Annotated in this window: 23 protein-coding genes; 8 read left to right on the plus strand and 15 right to left on the minus strand. The window is 68.4% G+C overall.

The window, feature by feature from the left end:
* Positions 1–27 precede the first annotated feature (27 nt).
* From Q9R17_RS02940 to Q9R17_RS02955, 4 genes are all read right to left on the minus strand, one after another.
* Positions 28–582 carry a hypoxanthine-guanine phosphoribosyltransferase gene (locus Q9R17_RS02940; RefSeq protein ID WP_308156963.1) on the minus strand — a complete coding sequence of 185 codons (555 nt, stop codon included), beginning with the start codon at positions 580–582 and terminating at the stop codon, positions 28–30.
* Positions 582–1,589: a beta-N-acetylhexosaminidase gene (nagZ, locus tag Q9R17_RS02945; protein ID WP_308156964.1), complete on the minus strand. Its 1,008-nt coding sequence runs from the start codon at positions 1,587–1,589 to the stop codon at positions 582–584. Before nagZ ends, Q9R17_RS02940 begins: the two co-directional genes overlap by 1 nt.
* Positions 1,590–1,744: 155 nt before the next feature.
* Positions 1,745–2,440, minus strand: coding sequence for a DsbA family oxidoreductase (locus tag Q9R17_RS02950; RefSeq protein ID WP_308156965.1), 696 nt, complete (start codon positions 2,438–2,440; stop codon positions 1,745–1,747).
* Between the two features lie 66 nt (positions 2,441–2,506).
* Positions 2,507–2,992, minus strand: coding sequence for a CYTH domain-containing protein (locus Q9R17_RS02955; RefSeq protein WP_308156966.1), 486 nt, complete (start codon positions 2,990–2,992; stop codon positions 2,507–2,509).
* A gap of 85 nt (positions 2,993–3,077) precedes the next feature.
* On the opposite strand from Q9R17_RS02955, the gene Q9R17_RS02960 reads away from it, so the two are divergent.
* The gene (locus Q9R17_RS02960) at positions 3,078–3,674 is read left to right on the plus strand and encodes a hypothetical protein (RefSeq protein ID WP_308156967.1); all 597 of its coding nucleotides are present in this window, start codon (positions 3,078–3,080) and stop codon (positions 3,672–3,674) included.
* A gap of 36 nt (positions 3,675–3,710) precedes the next feature.
* On the opposite strand, the gene rlmD is transcribed toward Q9R17_RS02960, so the two are convergent.
* Positions 3,711–5,045 carry a 23S rRNA (uracil(1939)-C(5))-methyltransferase RlmD gene (rlmD, locus tag Q9R17_RS02965; protein WP_308156968.1) on the minus strand — a complete coding sequence of 445 codons (1,335 nt, stop codon included), beginning with the start codon at positions 5,043–5,045 and terminating at the stop codon, positions 3,711–3,713.
* A 128-nt stretch (positions 5,046–5,173) separates the two neighbouring features.
* On the opposite strand from rlmD, the gene Q9R17_RS02970 reads away from it, so the two are divergent.
* Positions 5,174–5,896: a response regulator gene (locus Q9R17_RS02970; protein ID WP_308156969.1), complete on the plus strand. Its 723-nt coding sequence runs from the start codon at positions 5,174–5,176 to the stop codon at positions 5,894–5,896.
* A gap of 60 nt (positions 5,897–5,956) precedes the next feature.
* Here Q9R17_RS02970 and recO read toward each other — a convergent pair whose 3' ends face one another.
* From recO to rpoE, 9 genes are all read right to left on the minus strand, one after another.
* Complete coding sequence (gene recO / locus Q9R17_RS02975; RefSeq protein WP_308156970.1) at positions 5,957–6,676, minus strand: DNA repair protein RecO; 720 nt, start codon at positions 6,674–6,676, stop codon at positions 5,957–5,959.
* Between the two features lie 18 nt (positions 6,677–6,694).
* Entirely contained in the window at positions 6,695–7,591 is an 897-nt protein-coding gene (era, locus tag Q9R17_RS02980) for a GTPase Era (RefSeq protein WP_308156971.1), read from the minus strand.
* Complete coding sequence (gene rnc / locus Q9R17_RS02985; RefSeq protein ID WP_308156972.1) at positions 7,588–8,268, minus strand: ribonuclease III; 681 nt, start codon at positions 8,266–8,268, stop codon at positions 7,588–7,590. Before rnc ends, era begins: the two co-directional genes overlap by 4 nt.
* Positions 8,258–8,641 carry a DUF4845 domain-containing protein gene (locus Q9R17_RS02990; RefSeq protein WP_308156973.1) on the minus strand — a complete coding sequence of 128 codons (384 nt, stop codon included), beginning with the start codon at positions 8,639–8,641 and terminating at the stop codon, positions 8,258–8,260. Before Q9R17_RS02990 ends, rnc begins: the two co-directional genes overlap by 11 nt.
* Positions 8,642–8,669: 28 nt before the next feature.
* Complete coding sequence (lepB, locus tag Q9R17_RS02995) at positions 8,670–9,464, minus strand: signal peptidase I (protein ID WP_308156974.1); 795 nt, start codon at positions 9,462–9,464, stop codon at positions 8,670–8,672.
* 53 nt (positions 9,465–9,517) lie between these two features.
* The gene (lepA, locus tag Q9R17_RS03000; protein ID WP_308158412.1) at positions 9,518–11,311 is read right to left on the minus strand and encodes a translation elongation factor 4; all 1,794 of its coding nucleotides are present in this window, start codon (positions 11,309–11,311) and stop codon (positions 9,518–9,520) included.
* 192 nt (positions 11,312–11,503) lie between these two features.
* On the minus strand, positions 11,504–13,042 hold the full coding sequence (locus tag Q9R17_RS03005; protein WP_308156975.1) for a DegQ family serine endoprotease: 1,539 nt from the start codon (positions 13,040–13,042) through the stop codon (positions 11,504–11,506).
* An 80-nt stretch (positions 13,043–13,122) separates the two neighbouring features.
* Positions 13,123–14,013, minus strand: coding sequence for a sigma-E factor negative regulatory protein (locus tag Q9R17_RS03010; RefSeq protein ID WP_308156976.1), 891 nt, complete (start codon positions 14,011–14,013; stop codon positions 13,123–13,125).
* Positions 14,010–14,630, minus strand: a complete 621-nt coding sequence (gene rpoE / locus Q9R17_RS03015; RefSeq protein ID WP_308156977.1) for an RNA polymerase sigma factor RpoE — start codon at positions 14,628–14,630, stop codon at positions 14,010–14,012. Before rpoE ends, Q9R17_RS03010 begins: the two co-directional genes overlap by 4 nt.
* Positions 14,631–14,865: 235 nt before the next feature.
* Here rpoE and Q9R17_RS03020 point away from each other — a divergent pair, with 235 nt between their 5' ends.
* The 4 genes from Q9R17_RS03020 to Q9R17_RS03035 all read left to right on the plus strand — a co-directional run bounded on the left by Q9R17_RS03020 (position 14,866) and on the right by Q9R17_RS03035 (position 19,836).
* Entirely contained in the window at positions 14,866–16,929 is a 2,064-nt protein-coding gene (locus Q9R17_RS03020; RefSeq protein ID WP_308156978.1) for a 3-hydroxyacyl-CoA dehydrogenase NAD-binding domain-containing protein, read from the plus strand.
* A 564-nt stretch (positions 16,930–17,493) separates the two neighbouring features.
* Positions 17,494–18,357 carry a pirin family protein gene (locus Q9R17_RS03025; protein WP_308156979.1) on the plus strand — a complete coding sequence of 288 codons (864 nt, stop codon included), beginning with the start codon at positions 17,494–17,496 and terminating at the stop codon, positions 18,355–18,357.
* 93 nt (positions 18,358–18,450) lie between these two features.
* Positions 18,451–19,170, plus strand: a complete 720-nt coding sequence (aqpZ, locus tag Q9R17_RS03030) for an aquaporin Z (RefSeq protein ID WP_308156980.1) — start codon at positions 18,451–18,453, stop codon at positions 19,168–19,170.
* A 192-nt stretch (positions 19,171–19,362) separates the two neighbouring features.
* Positions 19,363–19,836 (plus strand): hypothetical protein, encoded by a 474-nt coding sequence (locus Q9R17_RS03035; protein ID WP_308156981.1) that lies wholly within the window; start codon positions 19,363–19,365, stop codon positions 19,834–19,836.
* A 69-nt stretch (positions 19,837–19,905) separates the two neighbouring features.
* Here Q9R17_RS03035 and Q9R17_RS03040 read toward each other — a convergent pair whose 3' ends face one another.
* A complete protein-coding gene (locus Q9R17_RS03040) occupies positions 19,906–20,757 on the minus strand; it encodes a pirin family protein (RefSeq protein WP_308156982.1) in 852 nt (283 codons plus the stop codon).
* Between the two features lie 215 nt (positions 20,758–20,972).
* Here Q9R17_RS03040 and Q9R17_RS03045 point away from each other — a divergent pair, with 215 nt between their 5' ends.
* Positions 20,973–23,054 (plus strand): carbon starvation CstA family protein, encoded by a 2,082-nt coding sequence (locus Q9R17_RS03045; protein ID WP_308156983.1) that lies wholly within the window; start codon positions 20,973–20,975, stop codon positions 23,052–23,054.
* The gene (locus tag Q9R17_RS03050; protein ID WP_108765908.1) at positions 23,054–23,278 is read left to right on the plus strand and encodes a CstA-like transporter-associated (seleno)protein; all 225 of its coding nucleotides are present in this window, start codon (positions 23,054–23,056) and stop codon (positions 23,276–23,278) included. Before Q9R17_RS03045 ends, Q9R17_RS03050 begins: the two co-directional genes overlap by 1 nt.
* Positions 23,279–23,478: the final 200 nt, after the last annotated feature.

Genomic DNA, 23,478 nt, shown 5'->3' on the forward strand with positions numbered 1-23,478 from the left:
ACGCGTGCCGCAGGCGCGGCAGCGCGGTTATTCCTTCATCGCGTAGATGGCCGGCACGCAGCGCAGGCTTTCGTTGACGTCCATGCCGAAGCCGAACACATAGCGGTCCGGCAGCTCGATGCCGGCATAGTCGGCGGTCACGTCCGGCAGCGCGCGGTCATGCTTCTTCACGGTCATCGCCGCGATGCGCACGTCGGTGGCGCCCTGTTCCAGGCACCAGGTGCGCACGCCCTGCAGGGTGAAGCCTTCATCGAGGATGTCGTCGACCAGCAGCACCCGGCGGCCGAACAGCGAGGTGGCCGGCTTGTGCTTCCACACCAGGTCGCCACCGGTGGTTTCACCACGGTAACGGGTGGCATGCAGGTAATCGAACTGCACATCCTGCCCGCGCGCGCCCAGCTCCAGCGCCAGCTGGCCGGCGAACGGCAGCGCGCCGTGCATGATGGACAGGAACAACGGCACCTCGCCCTTGTAGTCGCGCGCGATGGCATCGGCGATACCGGCGATGGCCGCGTCGATGGTGGGGCGGTCGACCAGCAGGTCAGCCTGGGCCAGGGCCTGGGAAATGGTGAGGTTGGGCATCAGACGGTTCTTCCAAGGGTGTCAATCAGGTGGGTACGGGTTTGGCCATGGCGGGCATCGGCCAGCAGGCCATCCCAGCCAAGCGCGCCGCGGCCGAGCAGGCCCAGCAGCGCAGCGGTATTGAGCGGACGGTTCTGCACGGCCTGCAGGGCGTCCTCGACCAGCTCCGGGTGGCACACCAGCACCACGTCGCAGCCGGCATCCAGGTGGGCATGCACGCGCGCCGGCACGCCGCCGGCACTGTGCGAGGCGGCCATGCCGATGTCGTCGGAAAACACCACGCCACGGAAGCCGAGCTCGCCACGCAGGATCTGCTGGATCCAGCGCGGCGAATAGCCGGCCGGTTCCGGCGCGACCTGCGGGTAGATCACGTGCGCCATCATCACCGCGTCGGCACCGGCGGCGATGCCTGCAGCAAACGGCACCAGGTCCTGTGCACGCAGTTCGTCCAGCGCGCGCGGATCGATCGCGGTGTCCACGTGGGTGTCTTCCAGCACGGTGCCGTGGCCGGGGAAATGCTTGAGGGTGGCGGCCATGCCGACGCTGTGCATGCCACGCACGTAGGCGGCGGTGAAGGCAGCCACCACCTGCGGATCTTCGCTGAAGGCACGGTCGCCGATGGCGCGGTTGCCGCGTCCCAGATCGACCACCGGCGCAAAGCTGAGGTCCACGCCGCTGGCGCGCACTTCGCTGGCCATCAGCCAGGCGTGGTGCTCGGCCAGGGCCAGCGCCTGCTGCGGGTCCTGTGCGTACAGCGCACCGATCTCCTGCAGCGGCGGCAGGGCGCTGTAGCCCTCGCGGAAGCGCTGCACGCGCCCGCCTTCCTGGTCCACGCAGATCAACTGCGGGCGCGGTGCGGCGGCGCGGATGGCCGCCGACAGTTCGGTCACCTGCTGCCGGGAAGCGAAGTTGCGCTTGAACAGCACCACCCCGGCCACGGCATCGTGCTGCAGCCAGTCGCGTTCCTGGGCGGTCAGTTCAGTGCCGGCAACGCCGATCAGCAGCATGGGAGATCTCCACTACACGCGCGCCCGCATGGCGCAGTGCCGCATTGTCGCAGAACCCGCCCTGCGACGCAGGCACCTGGGCCACCGGCAGCGGGCAGTTCCCGGGTATCGGGCCGGTATACCGGCCCCACCCTGCCCACGGCAGCGGTGCTGGCCTAGACGCTGCAGCCCGACGGCCCGCAGGCCGCATCCCCCTCGCCGCCTGCGGCGGTCGCGCCCTGTTCGGCCGCGATCTGCCGCAGGGCCTGGGCGAAGGCCTCCGGCGGCTGCGCGCCGGAAATGGCCCAGCGGCCATCGATGACGAAGGTCGGCACCGACGAGATGCCCAGCGCCTGCGCCTGTGCCAGGCCGGCCTCGACCTCGGCCAGCCCGCGGTCGCCGGCCAGCATCTGCTGGACCTCGGCCGCATCCAGACCACCGGCCGCACCAGCCTGGACCAGCACCGCCGGGTCGGCCAGGTTCTGGCCCTGCGCGAAATGGGCAGCAAACAGCGCTTCACCCACCGCGTCCTGCACGCCATGCTGGCCCGCCAGCCACAGCAGGCGGTGCGCCGGCAGGGTGGTCACCCGTACCTGGCCCTGGTTGAAATCCATCGGCAGGCCTTCGCTGCGCGCCGCGGCCTGGGTCTGGCCCAGGATCTGCTCGGTGCGCTCGGCGCTGCCGAACTTGCGCGCATAGGCCTGGCGCAGCGGTACCGGCGTGGCATCGGCGTCAGGATCCAGCTGGAACGGCTGCCAGTGCACCTCCAGCGCCGGCGCATCGGCGCCGAGCAGTTCAAGACCCCGCTGGAAGCGGTGCTTGCCGATCCAGCACCACGGGCAGACCACGTCGGAATAGATGTCGATTCTCATGGGACCGACATGGGGACCGCCCCGGCAGATAACCACCCCCGCCTGTAAAGAGGAGGCAGCGGGCACTCACCAGCGTGAATAGGGGTGGCTGGCCAGCGCGACGTTGTAGTAACGGGTGTCATCGGTGACCTCGGCCCCGACCCAGGCCGGCAGGTCGATGGCCTGGTCGGCATGTTCCAGTTCGACCTCGGCCACCACCAGGCCGGCGTTGTCGCCCAGGAACTCGTCCACTTCCCAGAGCAGGCCCGCGTGCTGGACCAGGTGCCGGCGCTTGTCGATCAGCCCGCCCACGCACAGCGCCAGCAGCGCACGCGCATCGGCCACCGGAATCGGGTAATCGAACTCCTGACGGGTGTGGCCGATGGTGCGCGACTTCAGGTTCAACGCCGCCTGTTCGCCCTCGATGCGCACCCGCACCGATGCATTCTGGGTACCGCTGTCCAGCGCGCCCATGTCGTTGATGTAGCCCTGCGCCATCGGGATGACGCGGTGCGCGGCGGTACGCCAGCCGTCGCTGGTGACCAGGAATTTCCGTTCGATTTCGATGCCCATTGCCGCATTATGCGTGACCTGTGCACGGCGCGGCAGGACACCGTTGCCTAGAATCCAGGCACCCCCTGCGCATGGATGCCGCCGCATGCTTTTCCGTTGGATCCGCTCGCCCCTGCTGCTGTGCGCCGCCCTGCCGGGCCTGCTGCAGGCGCAGACCCCCAGCATCGAACAGGCGCAGGCCGCGATGGAGGCCGCCGTCGCAGCCGAACGGGACAATGCCCCTGGCACCGCGTCGGCCGTCGCTGCGGCGATGTTCGCCCCGCACCTGCGCGAACTGCCCTATTGCCAGCACCACGAGCAGGGCGTGGCCGACTGCATTGCCGGTGCCGACGCGGGCATGAAACGACGCTATCGCATGCTGCGCCTGCAGCCGGACGGTGATGGCTGGCGGGTGCTGGATGTGCGGCCACCGGCACCGACACCGCCGCTGGCAGCCGCCCAGGCCTGGCTCGCGGGGGAGATCGGCCAGGCCCTGGCCGAGGAAGCCGACCCGGCGGCGCGGCGGGCACTGGCGGCGGACATCGGCGACGCCCGCGCACAGGCCATCGAGCACTGTGCGCTGCGCAGCGAGGCCGCCGAACTGGACTGTGCCGTGCGCGTGCAGAGCGCAACAGGCGAATACTCGCGCACGGTCCGCTTCCAGCTGCGCGAGGGGCGCTGGCAGGGCCAGCAACCCGGTTGATCCCACCCACCGGCCCGCTGGCCGGCCCCGGCGTCTTCAGCGCTTCTCGAAGACGGCAATGCTTTCCACGTGCGCGGTGTGCGGGAACATGTCCATCGCACCGGCACTGACCAGGGTGAAGCCCTGCTCGTTGACCAGGTAGCCGGCATCGCGGGCCAGCGACCCCGGGTGGCAGCTGACATAGACGATGCGCTTGAACTGCTTCAGCGGCAGCTGCTGCAGTACCTCGATCGCACCCGAACGCGGCGGGTCCAGCAGCAGCTTGTCGAAGCCCTGGCGCATCCACGGGGTACTGCGCTGGTCCTGGGTCAGGTCGGCGCTGAAGAACTGGGCATTGGCCAGGCCATTGCGCTCGGCATTCTCGCGGGCACGGGCAACAAGCCCGGCGTCGCCTTCCACACCGACCACCTCGCGCACGCGGCGTGCCAGCGGCAGGGTGAAGTTGCCCAGCCCGCAGAACAGGTCCAGCACGCGCTCATCGCTGCCCGGCTCCAGCAGGTCCAGCGCGTGGGCGATCATTTTCTCGTTCAGCTTGGCATTGACCTGGATGAAATCCAGCGGCCGGAACGCCAGTTCCACGTCCCACGGCGCCAGCCGGAACGACAGCGGTACGCCCTGCCCGTCCAGCGGCTGCACGGTGTCCACGCCGCCCGGCTGCAGGTAGATGGCGAAGCCATGCTGCTGGCCGAAGGTGGCCCAGGCGCCCCGGTCGGCATCGCTGAGCGGCTGCAGGTGGCGCACGGTCAGTGCGATGGCCTGGTCGCCGGCGATGAACTCGATCTGCGGAATGTCGCGTTTGCCATCCAATGTTTCGATGAATGCGGACAGCACCGACACCTTCGTTCCCACTTCGGGGATGACGGTCAGGCACTGTTCAAGATCGGCGACAAAGCGCGGGTCCTGCTCGCGGAAGCCGACCAGCGTCTTGTCCTTCTTCTCCACCCGGCGCACCGAGAAGCGGCCCTTGCGGCGATAGCCCCAGCTGTCACCGACCAGGGGCGGCAGCACCGTGCCCGGCGTGACGTGGCCGATGCGCTCCAGGTTGTCCATCAGCACGCGCTGCTTGGCGACGATCTGCTGGCCTTCCTCCAGGTGCTGCAGCACGCAGCCGGCACAGGTGCCGAAATGCGGACATTTCGGGCTGACGCGCTGCGGCGAGGCCTGCAGCACCTGCACCGTGCGCGCCTCGTCGAAATGGCGGCTGCGGGCGGTCTGCTCGGCCAGGACCACCTCGCCGGGCAGGGCCCCGCTGACGAAGGTGACCTTGCCACCCTCGCCTTCACGGCGGGCGACGCCACGGCCGTCATGGCTGAGGTCGAGGATCTCGGTCTGGAACGGGGTACGGTCGATGCGGGAACGGGATCGGGCCACGTGGCGACAGGCTGCGGGCAAAAATGGGGGCGTATTGTCGCAGATCCGGACCAGTGCGGTCCGCCAGGGCGCTTGCGCCGCCCGCGCAGGGCATTAATATGTCCCCAGCTGACATGGAGGCAGCCCTGATGCAGATGACCCCGCAGGCCCCCCGGCCGCGCTTCCTGCTGGTCGAGGACGACATCATCAGCCGCGGTTTTTTCAAAGCGGCCCTGGAAACCCTGCCTGCGGACGTTGACACCGCCGATTCGCTCGCCAGCGCGCTGGCCCGGGCACGGCACGGTGTTCACGACCTGTGGCTGATCGACGTCAACCTGCCTGATGGCGACGGCGCCCAGCTGCTGGCCGAACTGCGCCGGCTGCAGCCGGACACCCCGGCGCTGGCCCATACCGCCGATGGCGACACGACCCTGCACAGTGGCCTGCGCAGCGCGGGCTTCAGCGACACCCTGGTCAAGCCACTGGGCCGCGACCAGCTGCTCAAGGCCGTCCGGCGGGCACTGGTGAACAGCCCCGGCACCGATGCCGGCGAACCCAGCCGCCTGCCGACCGAGGTGGGTGACTGGGATGAAACGGCCGCCCTGGCCGCCCTCAACGGCCAGCGCAACCATCTGATCGCCCTGCGCGAACTGTTCCTGGCGGAACTGCCCGGCGTCCGCGATGCGGTCGAACAGGCCGTGTACCGGCACGATGAGCCCAGCCTGCGCAGCCAGCTGCACCGGTTGCAGGCCAGCTGTGGTTTCGTCGGGGCGGCCCGCCTGGCCCGGGCCGTACGCCAACTGCACCACCGCCCGGAATCGCACCAGGCGCAGGATGGTTTCCGCGCCGCCGTGGCCGCGCTGCTGCACTGAAATCGGACGGCTCCCGGCCGCTACCGGGCTGGCTGGCAGCGCCGGACTGCGCTCGTCACTTCAACGTCTGCTGCCCAGCTGCTCCAGCATGTCCCACGAGGCCAGCCCACGCGGGCCCAGGTGGTGGGCCAGTACGTGGCGCATCGGCAGGCGCAGGCTGGCCAGGTCGGCGGCATCGGGCTCCTCGTCGGCCGCCAGCGCCAGCAGCGCCGAGCCAGTGGCACTGGTGCGGCGCTCGCCTTCACGTTCACTGAGCAGCCGGCGCGGGCCTTCCTCCGGGTCCAGCGCGTAGCGGGCCGCCGGGTCCACCGGCTGGCCATCGCCGGCCATTTCTAGGTCGAACCCCAGCCCCAGCGCCGCCAGCAGTTCACGCTCGAAACGGCGCAGGGTCCAGGCCAGCCCCGCCCCCACCGCCAGACGCGCGCGTGCCTCCCCATAGGCCAGGTACAGCTCCGGCAGCGGGTCCTGGCGTGGCGCCAGGCGCAGGGTCAGTTCGCTCAGGTAGAAACCGGCCAGCATGGCCGCGCCGGACAGGCGCGGGGCCGCATCCAGCGCCTCGGCACCGCGCAGCTGGGCCAGTTCGCCACGCTGCTGGGCGCTGAAGCGTATCCATTGCAGGGGCTGCAGGGCGGCGCGCAGCACCTGCCCCTTCGGGGTGGAGACGCCACGGGCCAGCACGCCCAGGCGCCCGTGCTGGGCGCTGAGCACATCGACCAGCAGGCTGGTCTCGCGGTAGGCCCGTGCATGCAGCACGTAGCCGGTGTCGTCCTCGATCAGCATCGGGGCGACCGCCGCCGGTCAGTCGTAACCGAAGGCCTTCAGTGCGGCCTCGTCGTCGGACCAGCCCTCGCGCACGCGCACCCAGGTTTCCAGGAAGACCTTGGCACCGAACAGGCGCTCCATCTGCAGGCGGGCCTTGGCGCCGATCTCCTTCAGGCGGGCACCGCCCTTGCCGATCACGATGGCCTTCTGGCCTTCGCGCTCGACCCAGACCACCGCACCGATGCGCAGCAGGTTGCCGTCTTCGGTGAAGCGCTCGATTTCCACAGTGGTGGCGTAGGGCAGTTCCTCACCCAGCTGGCGCATCAGCTGCTCGCGCACCAGTTCGCCGGCCAGGAAACGCTGGCTGCGGTCGGTAATCTCGTCCTCGCCGAACATCGGCGGGGCTTCGGGCAACAGCTTCAGCACGTCGCGCACCAGGGCTTCCAGGCCGTTGCGCTTCTGCGCCGAAATCGGGTGCACGGCGGCGAAATCGCGGCCTTCGGTCACCTGCTGCAGGAACGGCAGCAGCGCACCCTTGTCCTTCAGGCGGTCGATCTTGTTGACCACCAGCACCACCGGAATGCCGGCGTCGCGCAGGACGTTGAAGGCCAGGCTGTCCTCGTCATCCCAGCGACCGGCTTCGATCACCAGCAGGCCGGCATCCACGCCCTCCAGCGAGCCACGCGCGGCACGGTTCATCACGCGGTTCATCGCGCGCTTCTGCACCTTGTGCAGCCCGGGCGTGTCGACCAGCACCAGCTGCCCTTCCGGGAAGGTGGCGATGCCAAGCAGGCGGTGGCGGGTGGTCTGCGGGCGGTTGGAGACGATGCTGACCTTGGCCCCGACCAGGGCATTGGTCAGGGTCGACTTGCCCACGTTCGGGCGGCCGATGACGGCCACGCTGCCGCAATGATGGGGAGTTTGTTCGCTCACTTGGAATCCAGTTGTTCAAGGACGGCCGCAGCCGCCTGTTGTTCGGCGATCCGCCGCGAGGAGCCGGTGCCCCCGGTGCTGGCGGCGGGGTCGGCTACGCTGCAGCGTACCCGGAAGATCTTGGCATGGTCCTCGCCACTTTCCGAGAGCAGCTCGTACACCGGCAAGGGCTTCTGGCGGGCCTGCAGCCATTCCTGCAGGCGGGTCTTGGGGTCCTTTTCCGGCCGGCCGGTCGCCGGCAGGGCCTCCATCGAGGCCTGGAACCAGGGCAGCACGACCGCCCGGCAGGCCTCGAAGCCGGCATCCAGGTAGATGGCCGCGACCACGGCTTCCACCGCATCGGCCAGGATCGAGTCCCGGCGGTGGCCGCCGGATTTCATCTCGCCCGGCCCCAGGGTCAGCCGTTCACCCAGCTGAAGCTGGCGGGCGATCACCGCCAGCGCACCTTCACGCACCAGCTCGGCGCGGGCCCGGGTCAGCGCGCCTTCGTCGGCCTTGGGCCAGCGCTGGTACAGCGCCTCGGCCACCATCAGGTTGACGATGCTGTCGCCGAGGAATTCCAGGCGCTCGTTGTGCGGCGCGCCGGCACTGCGATGGGTCAGGGCCTGCTTCAGCAGATCCTGGTCACGGAAGGGGTGACCGATCAGGTCGCCACGTTGGAAAGCGTTATTCGGCACCGCTACGGGTCAGGTCCTGGGTTGTATCGAATCTGCCGACGACGTCGAGATTGCCGATCAACGGGCGGCGCACCTCGTAGTTCACCTTGAGCGTCCAGCCGTTTTCATGACGGTCGAATTTGACGTTGGCCGGCTTCACGTTGTCGGAATAGCTGATGTACAGGCGCTTGAAGAACAGTTCCTGGATGGTCGCCGGCGGCATGCCGCCCACGCCCGGTTCCTTGGCCAGGCTCTTCATCGCCGAACGCACCGCGTAGTACTCCTGGTACATCGGGAACAGCTTCATGCCGACGTAGAGGAAGAAACCCACCACGATCAGGACCACCAGGAAGGAGGTCAGGGTAATGCCGCGCTGCGTGTTCATCGTCTTCATTGCGTTCTCCCCAGATACGCGTTGGATGTCAGTTGATGCCCGAACCGATGCGGGACGGCTCGAAACCATCCTTGCAGAACCAGCCCGAGCAGTTCAGCCAGATCAGGAAGGCCTTGCCGCGCAGGTTCTCTTCCGGCAGCAACCCCCAGAAACGGCCATCGTCGCTGTTGTCGCGGTTGTCGCCCATCACCAGGTACTTGCCGGCCGGCACGGTCCACTGGCCCTGCCCGGCAGGATAAGCGGTCTCCAGCACGGTATGGGTACGGCCCGGCAGGTGCTCGACCAGCAGGTTGGCGCCCTCGCCCTGGCCGCGGTGGCCGGCGTACAGGCCCTTGTTGTCGTAGGCCAGCGGCTTGCCGTTGAGGATCACCCCATCGCCCTCGAAGGCCACGGTGTCGCCCGGCACGCCGATCACGCGCTTGATGAAGTTCTCGCCCTTGGCCGGGTCGCGGTCGTCATGCCCGGGGAAGTGGAACACCACCACGTCGCCGCGGGCCGGTTCGCCCAGCGGCACGACCTTGGTGTTGGTGATCGGCAGCCGCAGGCCGTAGGAGAACTTGTTGACCAGGATGAAATCGCCGATGAGCAGGTTGGGCATCATCGAACTGGACGGGATCTTGTACGGCTCGGCGATGAAGCTGCGCACCACCAGCACGATGGCCAGCACCGGGAAGAACGCCCGCGAGTAGTCCACCAGCACCGGTTCGGTATCGAGCAGGCCGGCACGCTGGGCCCGGCGCTTGGCCAGGAACAGCTTCTCGGCGAGCAGGATCAGGCCCGAGGCCAGGGTCAGCACGACCAGGAGGATCTCAAACAGTTTCATTCAGGGTCCTTTGCAACGTCACCGGACGACCGGCCCGCAGGCCGGTACGGGGCTTACTTGTTGTCCATCTGCAGGACAGCCAGGAAGGCTTCCTGCGGAATTTCCACGCGGCCGACCTGCTTCATGCGCTTCTTGCCTTCCTTCTGCTTTTCCAGAAGCTTCTTCTTGCGCGAAACGTCGCCACCATAGCACTTGGCCAGCACGTTCTTGCGCATGGCCTTGACCGTGGTGCGGGCGATGATCTGCGAGCCGACGGCGGCCTGGATGGCCACGTCGAACATCTGCCGCGGGATCAGGTCCTTCATCTTTTCGCACAGTTCGCGGCCACGGCGATCGGCATGGCTGCGGTGCACGATCAGCGACAGTGCATCGACCTTGTCGCCGTTGATCAGCACGTCCACGCGCACGAACGGGCCGGCCTCGAACCGCACGAAGTGGTAGTCCAGCGAGGCGTAGCCACGGCTGACCGACTTGAGCTTGTCGAAGAAGTCCAGCACCACCTCGGCCATCGGCAGCTCATAGCTGATCTGCACCTGGCTGCCCAGGTAGTTGATGCCGACCTGGCTGCCGCGCTTTTCCTCGCACAGCTTGATGATGTTGCCGATGTACTCCTCCGGGGTGAGCACGTTGGCACGGATGATCGGCTCGCGGATCTCCTCGACATGGTTCACCGGCGGCAGCTTGGCCGGGTTGTCCATGTTGATGATGGTGCCATCGGTCTTCAGCACCTCGTACACCACCGTCGGCGCGGTGCTGATCAGGTCCAGGTTGTATTCGCGCTCCAGGCGCTCCTGCACGATTTCCATGTGCAGCATGCCCAGGAAGCCGCAGCGGAAGCCGAAGCCCATCGCTTCGGAGCTTTCCGGCTCGAAGCGCAGCGCGGCATCGTTCAGGCGCAGCTTGTCCAGCGCTTCACGCAGGTCCGGGTAGTCCTCGGCATCGACCGGGAACAGGCCGGCGAACACGCGCGGCTGCATTTCCTGGAAGCCCGGCAGCGGCTTGGGGGCCGGATCGCCGGCCAGGGTCAGGGTGTCGCCGACCGGCGCACCGTGCACGTCCTTGATGCTGGCGGTGACCCAGCCCACTTCACCGGCCCGCAGCGCCGGCAGCACTTTCCGCTTCGGCGTGAACACGCCGACGTTGTCGACCTGGTGGTTGCGGCCGGTGGACATGACCTGCAGCTTGTCGCCGGCCTTGATCTCGCCCTGCATCACGCGCACCAGCGAGACCACGCCCAGGTAGTTGTCGAACCAGGAGTCGATGATCAGCGCCTGCAGCTTGTCGGTGTCACGCGGCTGCGGCGGCGGGATGCGGTGCACGATCGCTTCCAGCACGTCCTGCACGTTCAGGCCGGTCTTGGCGCTGACCGGCACGGCGTCGGACGCGTCGATGCCGATCACGGCCTCGATCTCGGCCTTGGCGCGCTCGATGTCGGCGGTGGGCAGGTCGATCTTGTTGATCACCGGCACCACTTCCAGGCCCTGCTCGACGGCGGTGTAGCAGTTGGCCACCGACTGCGCTTCCACGCCCTGGGCGGCATCGACCACCAGCAGCGCGCCTTCGCAGGCGGCCAGCGAACGGCTGACTTCATAGGAGAAGTCGACGTGGCCGGGGGTGTCGATGAAGTTCAGGTGGTAGGTCTGCCCATCCTTGGCCAGGTACGGCAGCGAGACCGACTGCGCCTTGATGGTGATGCCACGCTCGCGCTCGATCGGGTTGGAGTCGAGCACCTGCGCTTCCATCTCGCGGGCCTGCAGGCCACCGCAGAGCTGGATGATGCGGTCGGCCAGCGTGGACTTGCCGTGGTCGACGTGGGCGATGATGGAGAAATTGCGGATGTTCCGCATCGAATCAGAGGACATAGGTGGCGGCGGCGCGGCGCGTCGTCAGGATAACGGTGCATTATCGCACGCCCGGCGGGATCCCGCGTGGCGGGCCGGACCGGCGTCACAGACAGGCCGGGCCCGCACAGCGCGGGCCCGGCCCGGAAAACCTCCCGGGAGCCCCCCGGACCCTGCCGGGGTGCCCCTGCCAACCCGTTACGGGCCGGCCTTCACCGCCACGAAGGCGTTGCGGCCATTGCTGGCGCGGACCAGCAGCATCACCACGTCGCCCTTCTTGAAGCGGGCCAGCGCGCGGTTCAGGGCGTCCACCCCACCTACCGGGGCGTTGCCGACCTTGAGGATCACCATGCCCGGCGACAGGCCGGCGTCACGGGCGGCTTCGCCGCTGACCTGGGTGATGCGTACGCCCTCGCCGGCCTCCAGGCCCAGCTGCTTGCGCTGGGCGGCGGTCAGATCGGTCGCCTCCAGGCCCAGCAGCGCGCTGGCACCGCTCTGCGGGGGCGCATCGTCATTGGCGGCGGCCGGGCCACGGCTGCTGCCCTGGCCGTCATCGGTGGCCGCGGTCAGGGTGGCACCGAGGTCACGCGGCTTGCCGTCGCGGTACACGCCCAGGGTCACCTTGCTGCCCGGTGCCATCGCACCGATCAGCGGCGGCAGGTCGGACCAGCTGTTGACCGGGGTGCCGTTCACCGTACGGATCACGTCACCCGGCTGCACACCGGCCTTGGCGGCCGCACTGCCGGCCACCACTTCGTTGACCAGCGCACCACGGCTGTCCGGCAGCCCCAGGCCCTGCGCCTTCATCGCATCGATTTCCTGCACCACCGCACCGAGCTGGCCACGGGTGACCTTGCCGGTCTTCTTGATCTGCTCGACCGCACTCATCGCCAGGTCGATCGGGATCGCGAAGCTGATGCCCATGTAGCCGCCGGAGGCGGAGAAGATCTGCGAGTTGATGCCGACCACTTCACCGCGGGTGTTGAGCAGCGGGCCACCGGAATTGCCCTGGTTGATCGCCACGTCGGTCTGGATGAACGGCACGTAGCGCTGGTCGGCGCCGCCGGTGCTGCGCCCCAGCGCGCTGACGATGCCGGCGGTGACCGAGTGGTCCAGGCCGAACGGCGAGCCGATCGCAACAACCCACTGGCCCGGCTTCAGGCTGTTGGAGTCGCCCACGCGCACCGTCGGCAGGTTCTTGCCGTCGATCTTCAGCAGGGCCACGTCGTACTGCTGGTCGCTGCCGACCACCTTGGCGGTGAACTCGCGGCTGTCGCCCAGCTTGACCTTCACATCACTGGCGTCAGCGACCACGTGGTAGTTGGTCAGCACGTAGCCATCCGGGGAGATGATGAAGCCCGAGCCCATGCCACGGCCCTTGATGCTGGGGCCACCGCCACCGGGGCCGCCCGGCCCCTGCCCCGGCATCGGGAAATCCGGGCCGAAGAAGCGGCGGAAGAATTCGGGCATCTCGTCATCGCCCGAGGCCATCGGGCCGCGGGCCTGGCGGTTGCTGCGGACAATGGTGGTATCGACGTTGACCACGCCCGGCCCGACCTGTTCGACCAGATGGGTGAAATCGGGCAGGCCGCTGACCAGCGGCTGGGCCGGCGCGCGCGGCGCGGCGGCCGGTGCGGCCTGGGGCTGGGCGGTCGGGGCCGGCGCCTGGGCGCAGGCCACCAGCGGCAGGGTCAGGGCCAGCAGGCCCATGGCCTGCGTGCGGAGTCGGGGAGTCATCGGACGGCAACCTCCGGGTCGGATGGGGGACATCAGGGAAAGGAGCGCCCCGGCGAATGCGGGGCGCGCAGGGACCGGGCTCAGTCGCGCGGGCCCGAGGCCGGCAGGGGCGTTTCCTGCAGGCGGGGTTCGAACGGGTAGAACGCACGTGACGGGGCATGGGCCGGGTAGCTGGCGTTGAGCGCCCCGCCGGCCGCCGGGGCCAGGCTGGACCGCGGCCACGGCCGCGCCTGCAGGCCACCGACATCGCCGAACGGCGAGGCCCGGTTGCTGCCGGCCGGCACGGTCGGCGCCAACGGAGCCTGGCTGGCCACCGCACGCAAGGGTTCATCATCACGCTGGGCGGCACGCGCGGCCTGCTGGCTGCGGGTCGCACTGGCGCGGCGCCCGTCCTGGCGGCGGCTGGCGGCGGCGACCGCGGCCGCCGGCACGCTGGCCAGGGCCACGGCGGCAGGATCGACCGACGCCTCGGTCACCGTTGCCGGGGCCGTAGGGGGCACCGGCGCTGCCGGCAGCTGTGCCTGGCTGGCGATCACCTGTGCAGGCGCCTCATCGCCCGGCACCGGCTCGCGCAGCTTCTCGCCGCCCATGAACAGGGCCACGGCGGCCACCGACGCGGCCAGCGCGGCACCGCCACCCCAGCTGCGCCAGCCGCTGCGACGCACCTGCCGGCGCGGTTCAGCCTGCGGACGCGGTTCGGCGGCGAGGGCTTCAGCCACACGGTCGCTGAAGCCGGCCGGGGCCAGCAGCCCGGCCTGGCCACGCATCACATCGCCCAGCAGCTGCCAGCGTTCCTGGCAGGCGGACAGTTCCGGCTCGTGCTCCAGCCGGCGCAGCAGGAAGCGTGCCTCGTCGGTACCGAGTTCGCCATCCACCAGGGCGGAAAGCTGCTCACGGTGGCGCAGGTCCAGGCGCTGCCCGGCCGGGGACTGGTGGTGCTGCGATGGGTTGAACGGGTTTTCACTGGTCATACGCGGCTCTTCTCACGGGTGGCGCTGCCGATGTCCAGCAGCGGCCGGAGTTCGATGTCGATCGCCTCGCGGGCGCGGAAGATCCGCGACCGCACGGTGCCGATCGGACACCCCATCTTCTGCGCGATTTCCTCGTAGCTCAGGCCTTCCACCTCGCGCAGGGTGATCGCCGACCGGAGTTCTTCCGGCAGCGCGTTGACGGCCTTCATCACCGTCTGTTCCAGCTCCTGGCGCATTAACTCGCGTTCGGGCGTGTCGGTGTCGCGCAGGCGGGTTCCGGTATCGAACTGCTCGGCGTCGCCGATGTCCACGTCATCGGTCGGCGGACGGCGATTGTGTGAAGCCAGGTAGTTTTTCGCGGTATTCACGGCAATCCGATGCAACCAGGTTGAGAACTGGGCGTCGCCGCGGAAACTGCCGATCGCGCGGTAGGCACGGATGAACGTGTCCTGGGCAACGTCCTGACATTCACTCCAGTCGGCGATGTAGCGACCGACCAGGGCCACGACCCGATGCTGGTACTTGCGCACCAGCACATCGAAGGCCGCGCTCTCGCCGCGCTGCACGCGCCGGACCAGTTCCAGATCCAGCTCCTGTGGTGTTTCGACCTCGGCCATGAGGGGCCGCACTCCTGTCAGCCCAACCGTCGTCGGGCAATGAGACTGCCAATCCCGGGAAAAGTTCAGTCGCCGATCACCCGACGCCGCACCAGCTTTTAACTACCGTTCCGCTAGCGTCCGGGGTCCAGGGCCATGGATCCGGGGTCGCCACCCCCTGCTATAGGGATTTGACGCGGGGGAAACAACCTCTGGATCATAGCCGCTTCTCCATACACAACCGGATGGAACGTCCATGCTCTCAGGCTTCGATGGGCTTCGCTTCTCCCACTGGCACCCCGAGATCCGTGACGACGGCGTGGTGGTGCTCAACCTCGATCGTCAGGACAGCAGTGTCAACGCCATGTCGCAGGACGTGCTGCTGGAACTGGGCGACCTGATCGAGCGCCTGGCCATGGACCCGCCCAAGGGTGTGGTCATCCAGTCGGTGAAGAAGGCAGGGTTCATCGCCGGCGCGGACCTGAAGGAGTTCCAGGAATTCGACCGCCGCGGCACCGTCAACGATGCCATCCGTCGTGGCCAGGCCACTTACCAGAAGCTGGCCGAGCTGCCCTGCCCGACCGTGGCGGCGATCCACGGCCACTGCCTGGGCGGCGGCACCGAGCTGGCCCTGGCCTGCCGCTACCGCGTGGCGTCCAATGACAGCAGCACCCGCATCGGCCTGCCCGAGACCCAGCTGGGCATCTTCCCCGGCTGGGGCGGCAGCGCGCGCCTGCCGCAGCTGGTCGGCGCCCCGGCGGCGATGGACCTGATGCTGACCGGCCGCACGCTGTCGGCCCCGGCCGCACGCGGCATCGGCCTGGTGGACAAGGTGGTCGCACCGGCAGTGCTGCTCGACACGGCGGTGGCGCTGGCGCTGTCCGGTACCACCCGCCCGTTCAAGCAGCGTGCCACCGCTTGGGCCACCAACACCTGGCTGGCCCGCAAGGTGCTGGCCCCGCAGATGGCCAAGCAGGTCGCCCGCAAGGCCAAGAAGGATCATTACCCGGCGCCCTACGCGCTGATCAGCACCTGGCAGCGCGCCGGCGGCAAGCCGATCCAGGCCCGCCTGGACGCCGAGCGCCGTGCGGTGGTGAAGCTGGCCAGCACGCCGACGGCGCGCAACCTGATCCGCATCTTCTTCCTCACCGAGCGCCTGAAGGCGCTGGGCAGCGGTGACCACGGCATCCAGCACGTGCATGTGGTCGGTGCCGGCGTGATGGGCGGCGACATCGCGGCGTGGTCGGCGTTCAAGGGTTTCAACGTGACCCTGCAGGACCGCGAGCAGCGCTTCATCGACCCGGCCATGGAACGCGCGCAGGCCCTGTTCGCCAAAAAGGTGCGCGATGACAGCAAGCGCCCGGCCGTGGCCGCACGCCTGCGTGCCGACCTGGAAGGCACCGGCGTCGCGCAGGCCGACCTGGTGATCGAAGCGATCATCGAGAACCCGGAAGCCAAGCGTGCGCTGTACCAGACGCTGGAACCGGCGATGAAGGCCGATGCACTGCTGACCACCAACACCTCGTCGATTCCGCTGGTGGAACTGCGTGACCACATCCAGCGCCCGGCGCAGTTCGCCGGCCTGCACTACTTCAACCCGGTGGCGCAGATGCCGCTGGTGGAAATCATCCACCACGACGGCATGGCGCCGGAAACCGAGCGACGCCTGGCCGCGTTCTGCAAGGCGCTGGGCAAGTTCCCGGTGCCGGTGGCCGGCAGCCCGGGCTTCCTGGTCAACCGCGTGCTGTTCCCGTACATGCTGGAAGCAGCCACGGCCTATGCCGAGGGCATTCCGGGCCCGGTGATCGACAAGGCGGCGGTGAAGTTCGGCATGCCGATGGGCCCGATCGAGCTGATCGACACCGTGGGCCTGGATGTGGCCGCCGGCGTCGGCCGCGAACTGGCGCCGTTCCTCGGCCTGCAGATTCCGGCGGCACTGCAGTCGGTGGAACCGGACAAGCGCGGCAAGAAGGATGGCCAGGGCCTGTACACCTGGGAAAACGGCCGCGCGAAGAAGCCGGAGGTGGCCAGCGGCTACCAGGCCCCGGCGGATCTGGAAGACCGGCTGATCCTGCCGCTGCTGAACGAAGCGGTGGCGTGCCTGCACGAAGGCGTGGTGGCCGATGCGGACCTGCTCGATGCGGGCGTGATCTTCGGCACCGGCTTCGCCCCGTTCCGGGGCGGCCCGATCCAGCACATCCGTGCCACGGGTGCCGATGCGCTGGTCGAGCGGCTGAAGGTGCTGCAGCAGCGCTATGGCGATCGTTTCGCCCCGCGCCCGGGCTGGGACAACCCCGCCCTGCGCGAACCGGTGGTTTGAGTTTATCGGCCGGGCCTGCGGCCCGGCACCCGCTGGAGCCAAAGCCAGAGCCAGAGCCGGAGCAACAGCCGGCTCTGGCTTTTCTGTTTGCTGGGTGGGGCGGTGTGGGCTTGCAGGACACGCCGTAAACCCATCCATGGGGGCTCGTAGGCGCCATCCATGGCGCCTGCGGTCCTGCAAGCCCACACCGCCCCACCCCCGACAGTTTCCCGGTGACGGCGGGTAGATCCACGCCATGCGTGGATACGAGCGAAGCGACCGGCGTTTGAATTTGATTTTCTTTTTTCTTTTCCGTGGCTGACGCGCCCGGAAACTGTCGGGGCCGGGCGGGTGGGTTGCGCAGGGGCGTGAGCCGCATGGATGCGGCGACCGAGCTTACATGGACGTACTTGCAGCGCCCCCTGCGCAGCCCACCCGCCCGGCCAACCACGAGACAAGCACCAACCATCCCGCCACGAGGGGCTGCGCCGTTGGCTGGAACACCCTGTTACCCATACGGGGCATGTCCCCGTCACAGCTGCATGCGATGCTGCGCACTGAATTCCTGCCAGCGAGAACGCCCGCATGACCACCATCATCGCCCCGCGCGTCCACGACATCGGCGGCCTCGAAGTCCGCCGCGCCGTGCCCACCCTGCAGGCCCGCAGCATCGGTTCGTTCGTGTTCGTCGACCAGATGGGCCCGGCCATCCTGTCCCCCGGCACCGGCATCGATGTGCGCCCGCACCCGCATATCGGGCTGGCCACGGTGACGTACCTGTGGTCGGGGGCGATCGGCCACCGCGATACGCTCGGTTCGGACCAGGTGATCCGCCCCGGCGATGTGAACTGGATGACCGCCGGCCGCGGCATCGCCCATTCCGAGCGTACGCCGCCGCCGGAGCGCGAACACGACCATCCGATCCACGGCATGCAGACCTGGGTGGCGCTGCCGAAATCACATGAGGAAATCGCCCCGGCGTTCTATCACCATCCGGCCGCCACCCTGCCCGAGCAGCGCCGCAACGGCGCATGGCTGCGGGTGATCGCAGGCCGCGCGTATGGCGAGGAATCCCCGGTGCAGGTGTTTGCCGACACGCTGAACGTGGCCATCGACCTGGAGCCGGAGGCGGAGATCGACATCGACAACGGCCACCGCGAGCGCGCGCTGTACATCCTGGAAGGCCAGGCCCAGCTGGATGGCGTGGACGTGCCTGCGCAGCACCTGATCGTGCCCGAGGCCGGCGCGGTGGGCCGCCTGCGCGCGAAGACGCCGGTCAAGGCGATGCTGTTCGGCGGCGAACCGCTGGATGGCCCGCGCCATCTGTGGTGGAACTTCGTGTCCAGTTCCAAGGAGCGCATCGAACAGGCCAAGCACGACTGGGACGCCGGCCGTTTCGGCACCATCCCCGGTGATGACAAGGAGTTCATCCCGCTGCCGGCGTACTGAGGCCCCGTCACCACGGCATCTTTACGCGGCCATCACCGGCCCCACACTCCAATGCGACCGCACGCATCCGCGCGCCTCATTGGAGTGCACGTCATGGGCATGGGCAAACGCTTGGCCGCCGAGTTCCTCGGCACGTTCTGGCTGGTACTGGGGGGCTGTGGCAGCGCGGTACTGGCCGCCAAGTTCGGCGGCGACGGCAATCCGCTGGGCATCGGCTTCCTCGGCGTGGCACTGGCCTTCGGCCTGACGGTGGTCACCGGCGCCTACGCGTTCGGCCACGTGTCGAGCGCCCACTTCAATCCGGCCGTCAGCGTCGGCCTGTGGGCCGGTGGCCGCTTCCCGGCCCGCGACCTGGTGCCCTACCTCATCGCCCAGTGTGCCGGCGGCCTGCTGGCCGGCTTCATCCTGCTGCAGATCGCCTCCGGTGCGCCCGGGTTTGCCATCGATGGCAGCCAGGCCGGCGCCTTCGCCAGCAACGGCTATGGCGCGCTGTCGCCGGGCGGCTACAGCGTGGCAGCCGCCTTCCTGTGTGAAGTGGTGCTTACCGCCGTGTTCCTGGTGGTCATCATGGGCGCCACCCATGGCAAAGCGCCGGCCGGCTTCGCGCCACTGGCGATCGGCCTGGCCCTGACCCTGATCCACCTGATCAGCATCCCGGTGACCAACACCTCGGTGAACCCGGCCCGCTCCACTGCCGTGGCCTTCTTCGCCGGCAGCGGTGCGACCGGCCAGCTGTGGCTGTTCTGGGTCGCCCCGTTGCTGGGCGGACTGATCGGCGGCCTGCTCTACAAATGGGTGGGTAGCGAGCGCTGACCCCGGCCATCGTGGCCGGCGCTGGCCGGCGCTGGCCGGCGCTGGCCGGCCATGATGGTTTCATGCGTAACCGCGATTTGTGCAGCTGCTCACGTTCCGTTAAGGTCTGGAGCAACGGCCCCCCGGGGATGGAGGGCCGGCCACGCACCCGTCATGGGCCGTGGTGCCCACCGACACGCCTCTGGGGGATGCATGAAGTTCGCGTCTGTTCTGTTGTCGAGCCCGCTGCTGGCGGGCCTGCTGGCCGTGGCCGTCCCGGCACACGCACAAACCGCGGGCAACTGCCCTGCCCTGCCGGCCGACAGCGGCCTGCAATGGCAGCAGCAGTCGCATGCGGATTTCCTGGTCTGCCGCGCCGCCACCCCCGATGGCCGTGAAGTGCTGAGCCTGATGCTCAGCCAGCGCGATCCTTCCATTCCGTTGAGCCGCGCCCTGCGCCACGAAAAAGGCAGCTTCGCCGGCGAATCGCTTTACTGGTACCAGCCCGACCTGGGCGGCCAGCAGCCGCCGGGCTATGCCGAACGCCGCATCAGCGTGGTCAAGCTGGCCAAGGAGCGCTATGCGCAGCTGGCCCTGTACCCGGGCAACGAAACCGAACTGGGCAGCCTGCTGCAGCTGGTGGGCGGATTGAACCTCTCCCCTGCCGCCGTCGCCGCCGGGCGCTGAGCGGGCACGGGGATGACGGCCTGGCAGCCTCCCCGTCGTCCCGCCCGATCGCCCGGCAACGCCGGGCCCTCAGAACCTGCCTTCCTGGAAATCCACGAAGGCCTGCATCAGTTCCTGCCGCGTGTTCATCACGAACGGGCCGTGGCGCATCACCGGTTCGCGCAGCGGGCGGCCGGCGACCAGGATCAAGTGCGCGCCATCGCCACCGGCGGACAGGTGCAGCTGTTCACCGCCCCCCAGCACGGCCAGTTCCTGCCGCGCCACCGCGCGCGCGTTTTCCTGTTCGCCCACCACCAGCCCGCCTTCGAACACGTAGGCGAAGGCGTTGTGCCCTTCCGGCAGCGTGTACGTCCAGGCGCGGTCGGCCGCCAGGGTGATGTCCAGGTACACCGGATCGGTGGCCGGCTGCACGATCGGGCCCACGGTGTCGCCCACGCGCCCGGCGATCAGCTTCACCGTCACGCCGTCGGCCGGCTGCACCACCGGCAGGCGGTCCGGGGCGAATTCCTGGTACTTCGGCGCGGTCATCTTCTCGCGGCCCGGCAGGTTCACCCACAGCTGGAAGCCGCGCATGCGCCCGCTTTCCTGTTCGGGCATCTCCGAATGCACCAGGCCACGGCCGGCCGTCATCCACTGCACGCTGCCGGGCACCAGCAGGCCTTCATTGCCGTGGTTGTCACGGTGCCGCATGCGCCCATCCAGCATGTAGGTGACCGTCTCGAAGCCACGGTGCGGGTGCTCGGGGAAACCGGCGAGGTAGTCCTCGGCACGGTCGGTACCGAATTCATCCAGCAGCAGGAACGGGTCCAGGTCGGGCAGCGAAGGGCCGCCGATGACACGGGTCAGGCGCACGCCGGCGCCGTCGGACGTGGGCATGCCACGGATGGTGCGCAGCACGCGCACCGGCTCGGAAAGGCTCATGGCAACTCCTGTTCGGGGACAGCCCACAAGATGGACGCCACACGGATCGCGACCAACCGGCGGCCACGCAACCGATTGTTCCAGCCATGGTGTCCGCAGCGCGTCATGGCGACAGGGCGTACGACCAAAGTACTACCGCTGTTCAGGCCTCCGCACGTTGACCCTGCCAGGGACACGCGGGACTCTTTGACTGTCTTTCCGGGAGAGAGCACCTCATGAAAGGGTTTTCCAAACTGGGCTGGGCGCTGCTCGCCCTGCTCGGCGCGTTCTGTCTGGGCACCGTGGCCCTGCGCCGCGGTGAACACATCAACGCGCTGTGGATCGTCGTCGCGGCGGTCTCGATCTACCTGATCGCCTATCGCTTCTACAGCCTGTTCATCGCCGACAAGGTGATGCAGCTTGATCCAACCCGGGCCACCCCGGCGGTGATCAACAACGATGGCCTGGATTACGTGCCGACCAACAAGCACGTGCTGTTCGGCCACCACTTCGCCGCCATCGCCGGCGCCGGCCCGCTGGTCGGCCCGGTGCTGGCCGCGCAGATGGGCTACCTGCCCGGCCTGCTGTGGCTGGTGGTGGGCGTGGTGCTGGCCGGTGCGGTGCAGGACTTCATGGTCCTGTTCCTGTCCAGCCGCCGCAACGGCCGTTCGCTGGGTGATCTGGTGCGCGAGGAAATGGGGCAGATACCCGGCACCATCGCGCTGTTCGGCGCCTTCCTGATCATGATCATCATCCTGGCGGTGCTGGCGATGGTGGTGGTCAAGGCGCTGGCCGAAAGCCCGTGGGGCATGTTCACGGTGATCGCCACGATGCCCATCGCGATCCTGATGGGCATCTACATGCGCTACATCCGTCCCGGCAAGATTGGTGAGATCTCGGTGGTCGGCCTGATCCTGCTGCTGGCGGCGATCTGGTACGGCGGCAAGGTCGCCGCCGATCCGGTGTGGGGCCCGGCCTTCACCTTCACCGGCACCCAGATCACCTGGATGCTGATCGGCTACGGCTTCGTCGCCTCGGTGCTGCCGGTATGGCTGCTGCTGGCCCCGCGCGATTACCTGTCCACCTTCCTGAAGATCGGCACCATCATCGCGCTGGCCATCGGCATCGTGATCGTGATGCCGGAGCTGAAGATGCCGGCGCTGACCCAGTTCGCCGCCAGTGGCGATGGCCCGGTGTGGAAGGGCGGCATGTTCCCGTTCCTGTTCATCACCATCGCCTGCGGCGCGGTGTCCGGCTTCCATGCGCTGATTTCCTCGGGCACCACGCCGAAGCTGCTGGCCAATGAAGCGCACATGCGCTACATCGGCTACGGCGGCATGCTGATGGAGTCGTTCGTGGCGGTGATGGCCCTGGTGGCCGCATCGATCATCGACCCGGGCGTGTACTTCGCGATGAACAGCCCGGCGGCGGTGATCGGCCCCGACGCGGTTTCCGCCGCGCACTACATCACCAACACCTGGGGGTTCACCATCACCCCTGAGCAGCTGGAAGCCACAGCGGTGGCGATCGGTGAACCGACCATCCTGCACCGCGCCGGTGGCGCACCGACGCTGGCCGTGGGCATCGCGCAGATCCTGCATGAAGCGATTCCCAGCGGCAGCAACGCGATGATGGCGTTCTGGTACCACTTCGCGATCCTGTTCGAGGCGCTGTTCATCCTCACCGCGGTCGATGCCGGTACCCGCGCGGGCCGCTTCATGCTGCAGGACCTGCTGGGCAACTTCATCCCGGCGCTGAAGAAGACCGAATCGTGGACGGCCAACATCATCGGCACGGCCGGCTGCGTGGCGCTGTGGGGTTACCTGCTGTACACCGGCGTGGTCGATCCGTTCGGCGGCATCCAGACGCTGTGGCCGCTGTTCGGCATCTCCAACCAGATGCTGGCCGGCATCGCGCTGATGCTGGGCACCGTGGTGCTGTTCAAGATGAAGCGTGACCGCTATGCATGGGTGACTGCGGTTCCGGCGGCGTGGCTGCTGATCTGCACGACCTATGCCGGTTTCATCAAGATCTTCGACAGCAACCCGGCGCAGGGCTTCCTGGCCCAGGCACACAAGTTCCAGGCCGCCATCGCCAGCGACACCATCACCGCCCCGGCCAAGAGCGTGGCGCAGATGAAGCAGATCGTGCTCAATGCCTACGTCAACACCGGCCTGACCGTGCTGTTCCTGTTCGTGGTGTTCGCGATCCTGGTGTATGCGGTGAAGACGATCGTCGCCGCCCGCCGCGCCCCGCAGCGCACGGACAAGGAAACCCCGTACGTGGCGCTCAAGCCGCATGAAATGGTGGACCTGTGATGAGCACCCAACTGGTTCCCGTCGGCCAGTACCAGACGCACCGCCGCATCTGGCGGCGCCTGGTGCAGACCGCACGGCTGTGCTGTGGGATTCCCGACTACGACAACTACGTCCGGCACATGCTGGAAAAGCACCCGGACCAGGAACCGATGGACTACAAGACGTTCTTCCGCGAGCGGCAGGAAGCGCGCTACGGCGGCCGCAACGGCGGGCGCTGCTGCTGAGGAATGGGTGCCGGGCTTGCAGCCCGGCACCCGCAGAGGCAACGGCAACTCCAGAAGCTGGCTTACTGAGGGATGCCGGGGCACTGTGGGTTTGCGGGGCCGCCGTGAACCCGTCCATGGGGGCTTGGTCGCGGCATCCATGCCGCTCACACCCCACAAACCCACAGTGCCCCGGCTCTGAAAAATTTCCGGCGACCCGT

The sequence above is a fragment of the Stenotrophomonas sp. 24(2023) genome (assembly GCF_030913365.1).
GTDB lineage: Bacteria > Pseudomonadota > Gammaproteobacteria > Xanthomonadales > Xanthomonadaceae > Stenotrophomonas.